Annotated in this window: 9 protein-coding genes; 6 read left to right on the forward strand and 3 right to left on the reverse strand. The window is 74.5% G+C overall.

Annotated elements, in window-relative coordinates; translation table 11 throughout:
• The first annotated feature begins 131 nt into the window (after window positions 1-131).
• Both AB0G35_RS18300 and AB0G35_RS18305 read left to right on the forward strand, forming a co-directional pair.
• Window positions 132-2219: a serine/threonine-protein kinase gene (locus AB0G35_RS18300; RefSeq protein WP_360949982.1), complete on the forward strand. Its 2088-nt coding sequence runs from the start codon at window positions 132-134 to the stop codon at window positions 2217-2219.
• 204 nt (window positions 2220-2423) lie between these two features.
• Window positions 2424-4565, forward strand: a complete 2142-nt coding sequence (locus AB0G35_RS18305) for a protein kinase (RefSeq protein ID WP_360949831.1) — start codon at window positions 2424-2426, stop codon at window positions 4563-4565.
• 90 nt (window positions 4566-4655) lie between these two features.
• Here AB0G35_RS18305 and AB0G35_RS18310 read toward each other — a convergent pair whose 3' ends face one another.
• Window positions 4656-5846, reverse strand: coding sequence for a winged helix DNA-binding domain-containing protein (locus tag AB0G35_RS18310; protein ID WP_360949834.1), 1191 nt, complete (start codon window positions 5844-5846; stop codon window positions 4656-4658).
• 103 nt (window positions 5847-5949) lie between these two features.
• The gene (locus tag AB0G35_RS18315; RefSeq protein ID WP_360949837.1) at window positions 5950-7482 is read right to left on the reverse strand and encodes an AMP-binding protein; all 1533 of its coding nucleotides are present in this window, start codon (window positions 7480-7482) and stop codon (window positions 5950-5952) included.
• A 129-nt stretch (window positions 7483-7611) separates the two neighbouring features.
• Between AB0G35_RS18315 and AB0G35_RS18320 the strand changes: the two genes are divergently transcribed.
• The 3 genes from AB0G35_RS18320 (at window position 7612) to AB0G35_RS18330 (ending at window position 10689) form a co-directional block, all read left to right on the forward strand.
• Window positions 7612-8745, forward strand: coding sequence for an acyl-CoA dehydrogenase family protein (locus AB0G35_RS18320; protein ID WP_360949840.1), 1134 nt, complete (start codon window positions 7612-7614; stop codon window positions 8743-8745).
• Between the two features lie 8 nt (window positions 8746-8753).
• Complete coding sequence (locus AB0G35_RS18325; RefSeq protein ID WP_360949985.1) at window positions 8754-9743, forward strand: acyl-CoA dehydrogenase family protein; 990 nt, start codon at window positions 8754-8756, stop codon at window positions 9741-9743.
• Window positions 9744-10215: 472 nt separating this feature from the next.
• Complete coding sequence (locus AB0G35_RS18330; protein ID WP_360949843.1) at window positions 10216-10689, forward strand: ATP-binding protein; 474 nt, start codon at window positions 10216-10218, stop codon at window positions 10687-10689.
• Between the two features lie 259 nt (window positions 10690-10948).
• Here the strand turns inward: AB0G35_RS18330 and AB0G35_RS18335 are convergent, their stop codons facing one another.
• A complete protein-coding gene (locus tag AB0G35_RS18335; protein ID WP_360949846.1) occupies window positions 10949-11875 on the reverse strand; it encodes a cyclase family protein in 927 nt (308 codons plus the stop codon).
• Between the two features lie 81 nt (window positions 11876-11956).
• Here AB0G35_RS18335 and AB0G35_RS18340 point away from each other — a divergent pair, with 81 nt between their 5' ends.
• Window positions 11957-12856, forward strand: coding sequence for an SDR family oxidoreductase (locus AB0G35_RS18340; RefSeq protein ID WP_360949849.1), 900 nt, complete (start codon window positions 11957-11959; stop codon window positions 12854-12856).
• The last annotated feature ends 113 nt before the right edge of the window (window positions 12857-12969 follow it).

Raw genomic sequence — 12969 nt, forward strand, 5'->3', positions numbered from 1 at the left:
CGCGGATGAGGGAGAATGAAGGCTCTGCCAGGGTGGGTTGTCCGAGTTGGGTCAGTTTGGCGATCGATGCGATGTCAAGGCTGCCAACTCGGCTGGATTGCCGAGGGGATTCAGTGGGCGACGAGGTCGAGATGGACGGCAAGGAGGGCAGGCTGCTCGCCGGCCGGTACCGGCTCGCCGATGTTCTCGGCCGGGGTGGCATGGGCACCGTCTGGCGGGCACGCGACGAGGTCCTGGGCCGTACGGTTGCAGTCAAGGAACTGCGCTTCCCGGGCGGGGTCGAGGAGGACGAGAAGCGCCGGCTGATCACCCGCACGCTGCGCGAGGCCAAGGCGATCGCCCGGATCCGGAACAACGGCGCGGTGACGGTCTACGACGTGGTCGACGAGGACGACCGGCCGTGGATCGTGATGGAACTGGTCGAGGGCCGCTCGCTCGCCGAGGTCGTACGGGACGACGGCCCGCTCACCCCGCGCCGCGCCGCCGAGGTCGGTCTCGCCGTGCTCGACGTGCTGCGCGCCGCGCACGACGCCGGCATCCTGCACCGCGACGTGAAGCCGTCCAACGTCCTGATGTCGGACGACGGGCGGGTCGTGCTGACCGACTTCGGCATCGCCCAGGTCGAGGGCGACCCCTCGGTGACCTCGACCGGCATGCTCGTCGGCGCCCCCTCGTACATCTCCCCGGAGCGCGCCCGCGGCCAGAAGCCCGGCCCGCCGGCCGACCTGTGGTCGCTGGGCGGCCTGCTGTACGCCTGCGTCGAGGGCGTCCCGCCCTACGACAAGGGCTCGGCGATCGCCACGCTCACCGCCGTGATGACCGAGCCGGTCGAGCCGCCGAAGAGCGCCGGCGCGCTGGAAGAGGTCATCTTCGGGCTGCTGGTGAAGGACCCCGAGGCCCGGCTGGACGACGCCGGTGCGCGGTCGATGCTGCTGGACGTCATCCACGCGCCGGAGAAGACCGAGCCGCCGATGGACGCGACCCGGGCCATGGCGCTGCCGACCGTGCCCGGCGAGCGCACCCCGGCCAAGCCGAAGGACGCCCCGAAGCCCAAGGCGGCCCCGAAGCCCAAGCCCGCGAAGAGCGGCCCCCCGGCGCGGCCGGCGCGCAAGCCGAAGGAGAAGAAGCCCGACACCGCGGCCGCCGCTGCGGCCGGTGCCACCGCGTCCGCCGCTGCCTCCGCCAAGGCACCGGCCCGGCCGGAGCAGAAGCCCGCCGCGGTCGCGACGGAGCGGCGGGCCGCGGGCGGTACGGCGGCGGACCGTCCGTCCGGTGGCCGGCCCGGCTTCGACGGCGAGGCCGCCAAGGAGCGGGTGCGCGCCGCCCTGGCGTCCGTGCGCAACGCCGCCGCCGCGGCCACGGCCCGTGCCGACTCCAGACCCGGCGACGGGGACCGCTCGTCCGCCGCGCGCGCGTCGCTGACCGATGTCGTCCCGCGCCGCACCCTGATCACCGTGGCCGTGGTCGTCGTCCTCGCCGTGCTGGGCACCGTCCTGGCGCTCTCCCTCGGCGGCGACGACACCGGCACGAAGAGCAGCGGGTCGCCGGGCAAGGACGGCAAGGGATCCTCCGCGGCCCGCGGCAAGCCCTCGACCGACGCGGCCGAGGCGAACGGGGACGACGCGAACGCGGGCGACGCGAACAGCGACGGCCCCGGCCAGCCGGGCCCGGCGCCGAGCGTCGACCAGGCCGGCGACAAGGGCGGCGCGGACGGCAACGGCGGTGACGGCGGCGGCGACGGGAAGGACGGCGCGAAGCTGCCGGACGGCTACGCGCAGAAGACCAACGGCACGTTCCACTTCCGTATGGCCATGCCCAAGGGCTTCCGGCAGACCGGCACCGCCGGGCAGGGCTCCGGCGCCATATACAGCGCCTCCGACGACGGATTCCCGCGCGTCCAGGTCGACTACAACGCCCATCCCGGCAAGGACGCCGCGGCCGCCTGGCGCAGCCTGGAGCCGAGCGTGCGCGGTTCCAGCGAGGACTACCACCTCATCGGCATCAAGACGGTGAAGTGGCGGGGCTATCCGACCGTCGCCGACTGGTCGTTCACCCGCACCCAGGACGGCCAGAAGGTACGGGTCCTCAACCGCGGCTTCCGGGCCGATGACGACCACGGCTACGCCATCATGATCACCTGCAAGGCGGACAGCTGGTCGGGCAAGGAGTGCCAGCAGGTCATCGCCACCGCGTTCAAGACCTTCGCGGTGAAGGACTGAGCGACCGCGGGCCGGTGAGAGGCGCGGACGGACGCATCAACGGGCCGGGCGGGCGCACCGTCCGGCCCGGGCACGTATCGTGAGACATCGAAGACCGTACGCATCCGCATTCGACGGCCACACGACCGGAAGTGACCGACGGCGTCCGCGCCGGAGGGCGGCGGAGGCGGGGCGGTACCACTGCACGCGCTGCGGGGAGGCGTCGTGGACGAGTACGCAGGGCGAGTGCTCGCCGAGCGCTACCGCCTGCCCGTGCGCCCCCTCGGCGACGACGACTTCACCGAGTCCCGGGCGTTCGACACGTTCAGCGGGCAGGAGGTGCTGGTCCGTCAGGTCCCGCTGCCGGAGGTCGTGGAGGCCGAGGTCCTCGAAGCGGAGGCGGTGGGCGCGGGACCGGCCGGTTCCGGCGAGTGGAGCGGAGGCGGCCGCTTCGGCGGCCTCCGGGCGCCGGGAGTGGCCGACCGCAGTCCCCGCGACCCCGCCGTACGCCGTGCGCTGCAGGCCGCCACGGCCGTGGCGCAACTGCCCGACCACCCCCGGCTGGAGCAGGTCTTCGACGTCTTCGCGCAGGACGGCAGCCTGTGGATCGTCGGCGAACTTCTCGCCGCCCGCCCGCTGTCCGCGCTGCTCGCCGAGCGGCCGCTGACCCCGCACCGCGCCGCGGAGATCGGCGCCGACCTGCTCACCGCACTGCGGATGCTGCACACGGACGGCCGGCCGCACCGCAACATCACCGCCCGTACGGTCCTGGTCTGCGACGACGGCCGGGCCATCCTGACCGGTCTGGCCGCGGGAGCGGCCCAGGAAGCGCTGTGCGGAGACGATGCGCCCGCCGGGGACGACGCCGACGAGGCCCGGCCCCGCACCGGGCTCGCCGCCGAACGGGCGTGGCAGGCGCGGCTGACCGTAGTCGGCCCGGTCACCGAACGCTGGGCGCCCGAGCAGGCCGGGCCGGTGGGCGAGGACGCGCCGGCCCCGCGCCCGGGCCCGGCCGCCGATCTGTGGGCGGTCGGCGCGCTGCTGTTCCGGAGCGTGCAGGGCCATCCGCCGTTCCCCGAGGACAGCACTGCCGAACTCGCCCGGCTGGTCCGCTCGGGGCCGCCCCTGGACGCGGCGGGGTGCGGACCGCTGCGCCCGGTCGTGGAGGCCCTGCTGCGCCGGGATCCCGCCGAGCGCCCGGACCTCGCCGAGGTGTGCGACGTGCTCCGCGCGCTGATCCGTACGGCACCGGAGCCGGAGGCCGAGCGCCGGCTGGTGACCGTGCCGGCGCTGGAGCAGGGCGGCGCCCCGCGGTGGCTGCCGATCGTGCGGCGGCGGGGCGAACTCGTCCGCAAGGGACGGCACAAGAAGGGCCGGCCGGCCGGGCGGCCACCGCAGCCGGCCCCGGCTGCCGGCGCCCCGGCACCGCCCGCCGCGCGCCCTCCGCACCCGCGCCGGACGCCGCCGGCCGAGGAGCAGGCAGCCCCCCTGGCACCTCCGGCCCGGCTGCCGCGTCCGCCGAAGCAGCCCAAGCCGCTCCGGCAGCCGAAGCCGTCCCGCGCGGCCCGGCCCGCCAAGCCGCCGCGGCAGACCGCCGCCCCGCACCGGGACGGGTACGAGCCGGACCTGCTGGCCTCCGGGCCGCGGGCGGCCGGGCCCCGCCGCGGTGCGCCGCGCAACCTCGGCCGGCTGCTGCTCGGCGCGATCCTGCTGCTCCTCGTCGGTGCGGTCGCCTACGCCATGGCGTTCCTGCCGAAGGCGGGCGAGGACGCCAAGGAGGGGCGGCGCGGCGCGGACCGGACCGCGACCTCCGGTGCCCCACCCGCCACCGGACCGGCCCCCACGCCCTCGGGCGCCAAGGACGGCGGTGCGCCGGACACGGATGGGCCGCAGCCCACCGCGCCCGCGGACGTCGCCCCCGGCTTCGCGCTGCGCAGCGACCCCCGGGGCTTCCAGATCGCGGTCCGCGACGGCTGGCAGCGGCGCGGCGCCAACGCCCAGGGCCAGGTGCGCTATCTCGGCGGCGACTACGAACTGCTGGTCGTGCCCGGCCGGGACGGCACGGCCCGGTACGGCGCGGACCCGATGGCCTACCTCCAGAACAAGGAGCCCGAGCTGGCTCCTTACCGCAGCTCCAGCTGGGCGACCGCGGCCGGGCTGCGGCGGATCGACGTCGGCCGGACGGCGATGGCCGAGGGCACGTTCACCTGGCGCGACCGCAGCGGCCGGGAGGTCTACGTCCGCAACCTCGCCATGATCCACAAGGGCCGCTACCACCTGGTCCTGGTCATCGGTCCGGACGGTTCCGGGCGCCGCGAGGTCGACCGGCTCTACGAACAGGCGACCAGCTCGTACCGGCCGCGGTGAGGCGGGTCCGGCTCGGCTCGGAACGACCAGGAACGACCAGGAACGCCCGGCGCACCGGGTCCGCCCGGCGCACCGGGACCGCCCGGAGGGCTAGGCCCGCCCGGACAGCTCCCGTTCCAGCGGGGTCCGGAAGCGGGGCGTGATCCGGACCGGGCCGACCCAGGCGGCCAGCCGCGCCGCCTCGGCCGCCACCGCCGCGGCCGCCTCGCCGCCGCCGTCCCCGGTCAGCAGCCGCCAGACGATCTCGCCGTCCGGGCGCTGGGCCCAGCCGCCGATGATCCGGCCGTTCCACCACACCGTCGGGCCGATGTTGCCGCTGCGGTCGAAGAGCTGCGGTACGTGGTCCGGGTCGAGGTACCAGTCGCGGGCCTTCCAGCCCATGGCGGTGGGGTCGAGGGCGGGCAACAGGGCGGCCCAGGGCTCCGGTCCGGGGACCGGGTCGAGGTCGTCCGGGAGGGCCAGCCCGGTCGTGCCGTCGTCGAGGGCCACCTCGACGGCGTCGGTGGCGGCCACCGCCCGGCGGGTGTCGGTGAGCGTCCAGCCCGTCCACCACTTCAGGTCCTCGACCGTCGCCGGGCCGTAGGCGGCCAGCCAGCGGCGGGCGAGCGCGGCCCGGGCCTCGGCGGCCGGCGGCGCGGACAGGCCGGCGAACGCGGTGCCGGGCGTCCAGCGGAAGGAACTGCTGGTCCAGCCGCCGCGCGGACGGCCGCGCCGGACCCGGCCCTCGGCGGCCAGCGTCCGCAGCAGCCGGCTGGAGACCGCGACGGTGGCCTCGTACGGTTTGCCGGGCGAGACCACGACGCTCTCGCGCAGCGCGGGCACGTCCGCGGCGAGTTCGGTCGCGGTCGCCGTGCCCCGGGCGGCCAGCGCGGCCAGTGTCTCCTCCTCCACCTCGGCCAGCCGCCGCTGGTCCCAGCCGACGCCCGTGGCCAGCCAGCCGATCAGGCCGGCGCGCTCCTTGGCGGCGATCGCCCGCCCGGTGGAGGAGGAGACGACCGGTGCGAGGCCGGCGCCGACCGCGAAGAGGGTGCGCCGCATGGACAGCAGCCGGACCAGGGTGTGGTCGTCGTAGAGGGCCCGCTCGACCTCGGCCGGGTCCGGCCCGGCCAGCCGGGCGCAGGCCGCCAGGTGCACGGTCGCCGCGTCGCTGGCGTGCAGCGCGACGAGCGCGTCGGCGACCTCCTCGGGGCGGGCGGCGCGGCACGCGGGGGCGAGCAGATGCCGCCGTCCGAGGCGGGCCCGGCGACCGGCGGTGTCGATACGGGGGCGGGAGTGGCTCATGGGGCGACCGTACGGGAGACCGAGGACAGCGGGTGTCCTCCTTGGTGTCCTCCTTGGCGTTCTCCCTTACGCACCTCACGACCTCACGAAACCTCACGAACCCTCACGGGCCCGGGCGGGCCGCCGCCGGGCCCCCGAACCGCTCCCGCAGCTCCTGCTTGCGCACCTTGCGCAGCGTCGCCCCGCGCGGCAGCGCGGCCACCACCTCCAGCTGCTCGGGAAGCTTGTACCGGGCCAGCCCCTGGACGAGGAGGTGCGCGCAGACCGCATCGAGCGTCAACCGCCGTGCACCCGGCGGCTGTTCGACGACCGCGCAGACCCGTTCACCGCGCCGGTCGTCCGGCAGCCCGATGACGGCGGCGTCCGCCACGTCCGGGTGCCGGTAGAGCAGCTCCTCGATCTCCTGGGCGGAGACGTTCTCGCCCTTGCGGATGATGATGTCCTTGAGGCGGCCGGTGACGACGAGGTGCCCGGTGGGCGTGAGGCGGCCGAGGTCACCGGTGGGCAGAAACCCGTCCGCGTCGAACGGATCGGGTTCGCCGAGATAGCCCCGGCACACCGCCGGGCCGCGCAGCCTGATCTCCCCGCTGCCGGGCGTGATCCGGATCTCCATCCCGGCGGGCGGCCGGCCGTCGGTGGTCGCGAGGTGCTCCGGGCTGTCGTACGGGTCGCCCATGGTGACCATCGGGGCCTCGGTCAGCGCGTAGCCGTGGGTGAGCTGACAGCCCAGTTCGGCGACGACCTCGTGGTACAGCGCGGGCGGTTTGGGTGCGCCGCCGCCGGCCAGCAGCCGCAGCGCCGGCAGCAGCCTGCGGCCCGGCGGCAGTCGGCGCTGTTCGGCGAGGAAGAGGGTGTAGAAGGCGGTGGAGCCGCCGGCGAGGGTGACGCCGTGCCGGCGGTAGGCGGCGAGGGAGGCGGGCAGCGCGAAGCGCTCCAGCAGGAGCGCCGGGATGCCGCACTGCAGGAGCATGACGGTGTAGTCGGGGCCCGCGACATGGGCGTACGGGAAGGCCATCGAGCCGATGTCGGACGGGGCCGGCCGCAGCGCCTCGGCCAGGCAGCGGCCGGCCGTGCGCAGGGAGTGGTCGGTGTGCCGGACGCCCTTGGGTCCGGCGGTGGTGCCGGACGTCCAGTAGATCCAGCGGACCTCGTGGGCGTCGGTGGGCGGCGGTGGCAGGAGCGCCGGGTCGCCGTCCGGCAGGCCGCCGCTGGCCTGGTCGTACGCCTCGATGACGGTGGCCGGGCAGTCCGCGCGGTCGTTCCCGGCCGGCCCGGGCACGAGGAAGAAGGCGGCGCCGGTGCGGTGCAGCACCTGCCCCACCTCGTGGGCGCCGTAGCCCGGGACGACCGGGCTCTGCACCGCGCCGAGCCGGGCCAGCGCCAGGCTGACCAGGACCGTTTCGATGCGGGTCGGCAGCTGCCAGACGACCGTGCAGCCGGGCCGTACGCCGCGCGCGTACAGTCCCGCGGCGACCCGTTCGGCCCGCCGCCGCAGCCCCCCGAAGCTGATCCGCCGCTCGCGCCGGGCCGACTCCGCCCCCTGGACGAGAGCGGTGGCGTCCGGACTACGGGCGGCCCGCCGGACCACCAGGTCCCAGAGGGTGCCACCGGCCATGTCCCCTCCCGCGTACACCATCTGACGGATCGTCAGTCCATGGACCGAGGTTAGGGGCGGACACCTTGTCGGTCCAGGGGGCGGGGTCTAGCCTGACTGCTGTATCTGACGGGCCATCAGGAATCCGGCGGCACGAGGTGAGGGGACACGATGGACCTCGCGTACACCGAGGAGGAAGAGGCCTTCCGCGCCGGACTGCGCCGCTGGCTCGCGGGCGTCCTCCCCACCCTGCCCCCGCGCCCCGACCCGCTCGACTGGCCGGGGCGCCGCGCCTACGACACCGCCTGGCAGCGGATGCTCCACGACGCCGGATACGCCAACGTGCACTGGGAGGCCGCCCCCACCCTGCGGCTGATCTTCCTGGAGGAGACCGAACGCGCCGGGGCGCCCTACGTGGGCGCGAACTTCGTCGGGCTGCTGCACGCCGGGCCGACCATCGCGGCCGAGGGCACCGAAGCGCAGAAGCGGCGCTGGCTCCCCCCGGTGCTGCGCGGCGAGGAGATCTGGTGCCAGGGCTTCAGCGAACCGGAGGCGGGCTCGGACCTGGCGTCGCTGCGGACCCGCGCGGTGCGCGACGGGGACGCGTACGTGGTGACCGGCAGCAAGATCTGGACCTCGCACGCCGAGGTCGCCGACTGGTGCGAACTGCTCGTCCGCACCGACCCCGCCGCCCCCCGCCACCGGGGCATCACCTGGCTCGCGATGCCCATGGACGCGCCCGGCATCACCGTCCGGCCGCTGCGCACCCTCGCCGGATCCGCGGAGTTCGCCGAGATGTTCCTCGACGAGGTGCGGGTGCCGGTGGACTGCCGGGTCGGCGCGGAGAACGACGGCTGGCGGGTGACGATGGTGACGCTCTCGTTCGAGCGCGGCACCGCCTTCGTCGGCGAGGTGGTGGCCTGCCGGCGGGTGCTGACGGAGGTGGCCCGCCGGGCCCGGGCGAACGGCCGCTGGGACGACGCCGTGCTGCGCCGCAGACTGGGCCGGCTGAGCGCGGAGTTCGCCGCGCTGTGGCGGCTGATCCAGTGGAACGTCAGTGAGGCGCAACTACGGGGCAGCGTGCCCGGGGCCGGCGGCTCGGTCTTCAAGCTCCGCTACTCGCACGCCCGTCAGGAGCTGTACGACGCGGCGGCCGAGGTGCTGGGGGCCGGTGCGCTGGACGCGGACGAGGAGTGGACCGCGGACCGCCTGTCGTCCCTCTCGTACACCATCGCGGCCGGTACGTCGCAGGTGCAGCAGAACATCATCGCCGAGCGGATCCTCGGCCTGCCGAAGGGGCGGTGACCGGCCCGGTGCGCTTCCAACTCACCGATGACCAGAAGGCGTTGCAGAGGGCGACGCGGGAGCTGCTGGCGGCCCGGTTCGACCGGGACCGGCTGCGGGCGGCGACGCGCGACCCGGCCCCGGACCGGGCGCTGTGGCGGGAGCTGGGTGCGGCCGGGTTCTTCGCGCTGCGGCTGCCGGAGGAGTCCGGCGGCGTGGGGCTGGGGCTGCCGGCGGCGGTCCTGGTCTTCGAGGAGGCCGGGCGGGTGCTGCTGCCGGGGCCGCTGGTGGCCTGCCAGCTGCTCGCCGGGGCGGTGGACGGCGTGGCGGACGGCGAGAAGATCGTCGGGCTGTGCGACGGGGACGGTGCGCCGGTGCTGTGGGAACACCCTGGCGCCTGCGACGAGTTGATCTTGCTGGAAGGTGGTGTCCCGGGCAGTGCGAAGGGAGCCGGGGGCGCACAAGGGCGCGCGGCCGGCGCGTACCGGAGCGTTGCCGGAAAGATCTCCCGCGCCCCCTTCGCCTCCGTCGACCCCCTCACCCCGCTCGCCCGCGTCACCGGCCACCCCCGGACGACTCCGCTCAACGGCACGGACGTGACCCGGCTGCGCCGCGAGGCCGCCCTGCTGACCGCCGCCCAGCAACTGGGCAGTGCGCTCCGTACCGTCGAGATGGCGGTCGGTCATGCCCGCGCCCGCACCCAGTTCGGCGCGCCCATCGGCTCCTTCCAGGCGGTCAAGCATCTGTGCGCACAGATGCTCGTACGGGCAGAAATCGCCAGAAGTGCCGTATATGCCGCATCAGTAACGGATCGCGCCCTCGATGTGGCGGGCGCCAAACTGCTCGCCGACGAGGCCGCGGTGCGCAACGCCCGCGACTGCCTGCAGATTCACGGCGGTACCGGCTTCACCTGGGAAGCCGACGTCCATCTGCACCTCAAGCGGGCCTGGTTGCGGGCCGCGTCCTGGGGTGCCGCGGCCGAGGCGGAAGAACTGCTGGCGGCGGACCTGGTCGGCTGACGGCCGGCGGGCCCGGAAGGCGGGGGAACGAGGGATGAGGGCCGATGTCAGACTCTGGCAACCCGTGTGCGAAACGTCGGACTCACCACACAGAAGCGGTCACGGAGGGTCGATATCGGGTTGTGTCCTAGGTGTGACTCGTCACAGGCGGGAGTCGGCGGCCTGCTCGGGTACGCTCCGTTGGGTGCGAGTGGTTCTGTGGCGCAACGAACCCGGTGCCGTCGGACTGACGGTGCCGGCGTACGGACTGCGCGCCGCCCGCCTTGGCCGAGCGCCGGCCAACCCCCCTTGTTCGACTCCCCGCAAAGTGCGTCGCACAGTATGCAGGACGCATACTCCCTTGCGCTGGAATATGCCCGAAGCGCTTGTTGGGGTGACTGAACGTCAACCATGCTGTGCGTCGCTGGGGTCACGCACTGTGACTCCATGGAGGCGCGAGGCGATGTTTCCGCCGGTTCGGATGGTGTGAGCGGTGCAGGTGCTTCAGGTGCAGTTGGACGTACGGCCCGACCCTGCGGAGGTGGGGCGGGCCCGGCGGTGGGCCCGGTCGCGGCTCCTGGGTTCCGGTATAGGGGCGGACGAACCGCTTGCGGAGACACTGATCCTGCTGATCTCCGAACTCGTCACCAACGCCGTGGTTCACACCGGCGCCGCGGCCTCGCTGCGGATGTGCTTCTCCGGGTCCGGCGCCGTGGTGGGAACCGTCCGGGTGGAGGTGACGGACACCAGCGCCCGTCCGCCGCGCCAGCGGCACGCCGACGGGGACGACACCAACGGGCGCGGCCTGGAACTGGTCGACGGCCTCGCCGACCGCTGGGGCTGGCAGCCGGAAGGCGCCGGCAAGCGGATCTGGTGCGAGGTGGACCGCAGCCGGCCGCTGCTGATGGCGGCCGGGTCCGATCTGGGGGCCTACGAAGCCCAGTGCGCCGTACCGCGCCGGGGATGAACCGTGCGGTGCGCAGTGCACCACCAAGCCGGGGCGCGGTGTTGACGTAACGTGCCCGATTGATCACGCTGGGACGAGCGATGCGCCGTGAGGGGACGCCGAGGGCGGCACGCGGCCGGGTCTGCGCACCCGGTTCCGGCCTCGACGAGTGCGGATCGCGGCCCGGTGGGGGCCGGGGGTGGCGGTCCGCGGTGCCGTGCTCGGGGCGCGCATGCGCGTACCGCCACCCGGCCGGCCCGTCGCGGTGGCGCCGGAGCGGTCAGAGGATCGCCACCGGCGCGACGGGGGCGCCCGCGCCGCCGACGAACGGTTCGGCCATCGCGGACAGGAAGAAGGCGTAGCGGCCCGCCTCCGCGCAGGCCGCCGACAACTCCTCCAGGTTCCAGTTCTGCCCCTGCAGCATGCCCATCTCCACGAGGTGGAGCGCATGCACCGGCATCCACAGGCCCTCGATCTCCGGCGGGAAGATCTCGAACGTCAGGGTGTCGTTGGCGACCGCCGCGACGTCGCGGGCCCGGAACCACTCCGGGGTGCGCACCGACAGGCCCGGTGACGGGAAGGCGTAGCCCTGCCGGTCGCCGGCGAGATAGTGCTGCAGCTGCCCGGTCCGTACGAGGACGACGTCCCCGGCCCGGACCCTCGTCCCGGCCAGCTCCTCGGCGGCGTCCAGGTCCTCCGGGGTGACCGCGTGCCCACCGGGTAGTCGCTCGGTGCCGTGCGCCCGGGCCACGTCCAGCAGCACACCCCGGGAAGTGATCGGGGTGGCCTTCTCGATGCCGAGGACGGCGGCGCCGTCGTGGGCGGTGACGGAAGCGGCGGGGCGGTCGTTGTAGAGCCGCCCCGAGTGCGAGACGTGGGTGAGGCCGTCCCAGTGGGTGGCGGCCTGGAGGCCCATGGTGACCGCGTCGTCGGAGGTGGCGACCGTACCCGGCCCGAAGATCTCCTGATTGACGGCGGTCATGGTGTGCAGCGGATTGACCCGGCCCGGGATCATCCCGGTCTGCACCCCGTCCTGCCGCAGCGGCAGCGCGAGCGGGACGCGGCGTCCGCTGCGGATGCAGCCGGCGGCCTCCCGTACCACCTGCTCGGTGATCAGGTTGAGCGTGCCGATCTCGTCGTCCGCGCCCCAGCGCCCCCAGTTGTTGACGCGTCGGGCGATCTCGTGGAACTCCTGCGGCAGCGGCATGGGGCCTCCGGGGTCTTGTGTTCGGCTCGCGCCTGCCCAAAAATCTAACGGTCCGTCAGAAACTGCGGGAAGGGGCGCGGCATGGGGAACTTCTTGGCCGGCAAGGTGGTCGCCGTCACCGGGGCCGGGCGCGGCATCGGGCGGGCGGTGGCACTGGCCTGCGCACAAGAGGGCGCCAGAGTGGTGGTCAACGACTACGGGGTCGCCATCGACGGCGACGGACCGAGCAGCGAGATCGCCGAGGCGGTGGTGAAGGAGATCGAGGCGGCCGGCGGCACCGCGACCGCGGTCGCCGACGACGTGTCCACGATGGCGGGCGGCCAGCGGATCGTCGACACCGCCCTGGCGCAGTACGGCCGGATCGACGGCGTCGTCTGCGTGGCCGGCATCCTGCGGGAACGGATGCTCTTCAACATGTCCGAGGAGGAGTGGGACCCGGTGGTCGCCACCCACCTCAAGGGCACCTTCACGGTCTTCCGCGCCGCGGCCGCGGTGATGCGCCGCCAGGGCTCCGGCACGCTGGTGGGCTTCACCAGCGGCAACCACCAGGGCTCGGTCTCCCAGGCCAACTACTCCGCCGCGAAGGGCGGCGTCATCTCGCTCGTCCGGAGCGCGGCCCTGGGCCTGCACAAATACGGCGTGACGGCCAACGCGGTCGCCCCCGTGGCCCGTACCCGGATGTCGGCGAACGTCCCCATGGAACTGACGGAGATCGGCGAACCGGAGGACGTGGCGGCCTTCGTCGTCTACCTCCTGAGCGAGCACGCCCGCGAGGTGACCGGCCAGGTCTACACGGTGGCCGGCCCCAAGATCGCCGTCTGGGCCCAACCGGCGGAGCTGCGCTCCGTACATGCGGATGAGGGCGGCTGGACGCCGGAACGGGTGGCGGAACGTGTGCCGAGCGCGGTGGGCGTCGACCCGATGCCGATGCTGGCGCAGGTCTCCGCGATGGCGGCGGCGGCGCGGCGCGCGAAGCGTTGATTTCCGGTGGCTTCCCGCGTAGCCGGCTGCGGCGCCGCGAAGCGCGCAACGGCGAGAGCCCCGCGACGGGTCGGCCAGGTACGTACGCGGCGCCGCGAAGCGCGCGACGGCGA

This window comes from Streptomyces sp. NPDC021749 (assembly GCF_040640655.1).
Classification (GTDB): Bacteria; Actinomycetota; Actinomycetes; order Streptomycetales; family Streptomycetaceae; genus Streptomyces.

Bases quoted from the DNA above. Each gene is read 5' to 3' on its own strand.
- AB0G35_RS18340 (WP_360949849.1), top strand. From the start codon at position 11,957: ATGGGGAACTTCTTGGCCGGCAAGGTGGTCGCCGTCACCGGGGCCGGG.
- AB0G35_RS18300 (WP_360949982.1), top strand. From the start codon at position 132: ATGGACGGCAAGGAGGGCAGGCTGCTCGCCGGCCGGTACCGGCTCGCC.
- AB0G35_RS18320 (WP_360949840.1), top strand. From the start codon at position 7,612: ATGGACCTCGCGTACACCGAGGAGGAAGAGGCCTTCCGCGCCGGACTG.
- AB0G35_RS18335 (WP_360949846.1), bottom strand. From the start codon at position 11,875: ATGCCGCTGCCGCAGGAGTTCCACGAGATCGCCCGACGCGTCAACAAC.
- AB0G35_RS18310 (WP_360949834.1), bottom strand. From the start codon at position 5,846: ATGAGCCACTCCCGCCCCCGTATCGACACCGCCGGTCGCCGGGCCCGC.
- AB0G35_RS18315 (WP_360949837.1), bottom strand. From the start codon at position 7,482: ATGGTGTACGCGGGAGGGGACATGGCCGGTGGCACCCTCTGGGACCTG.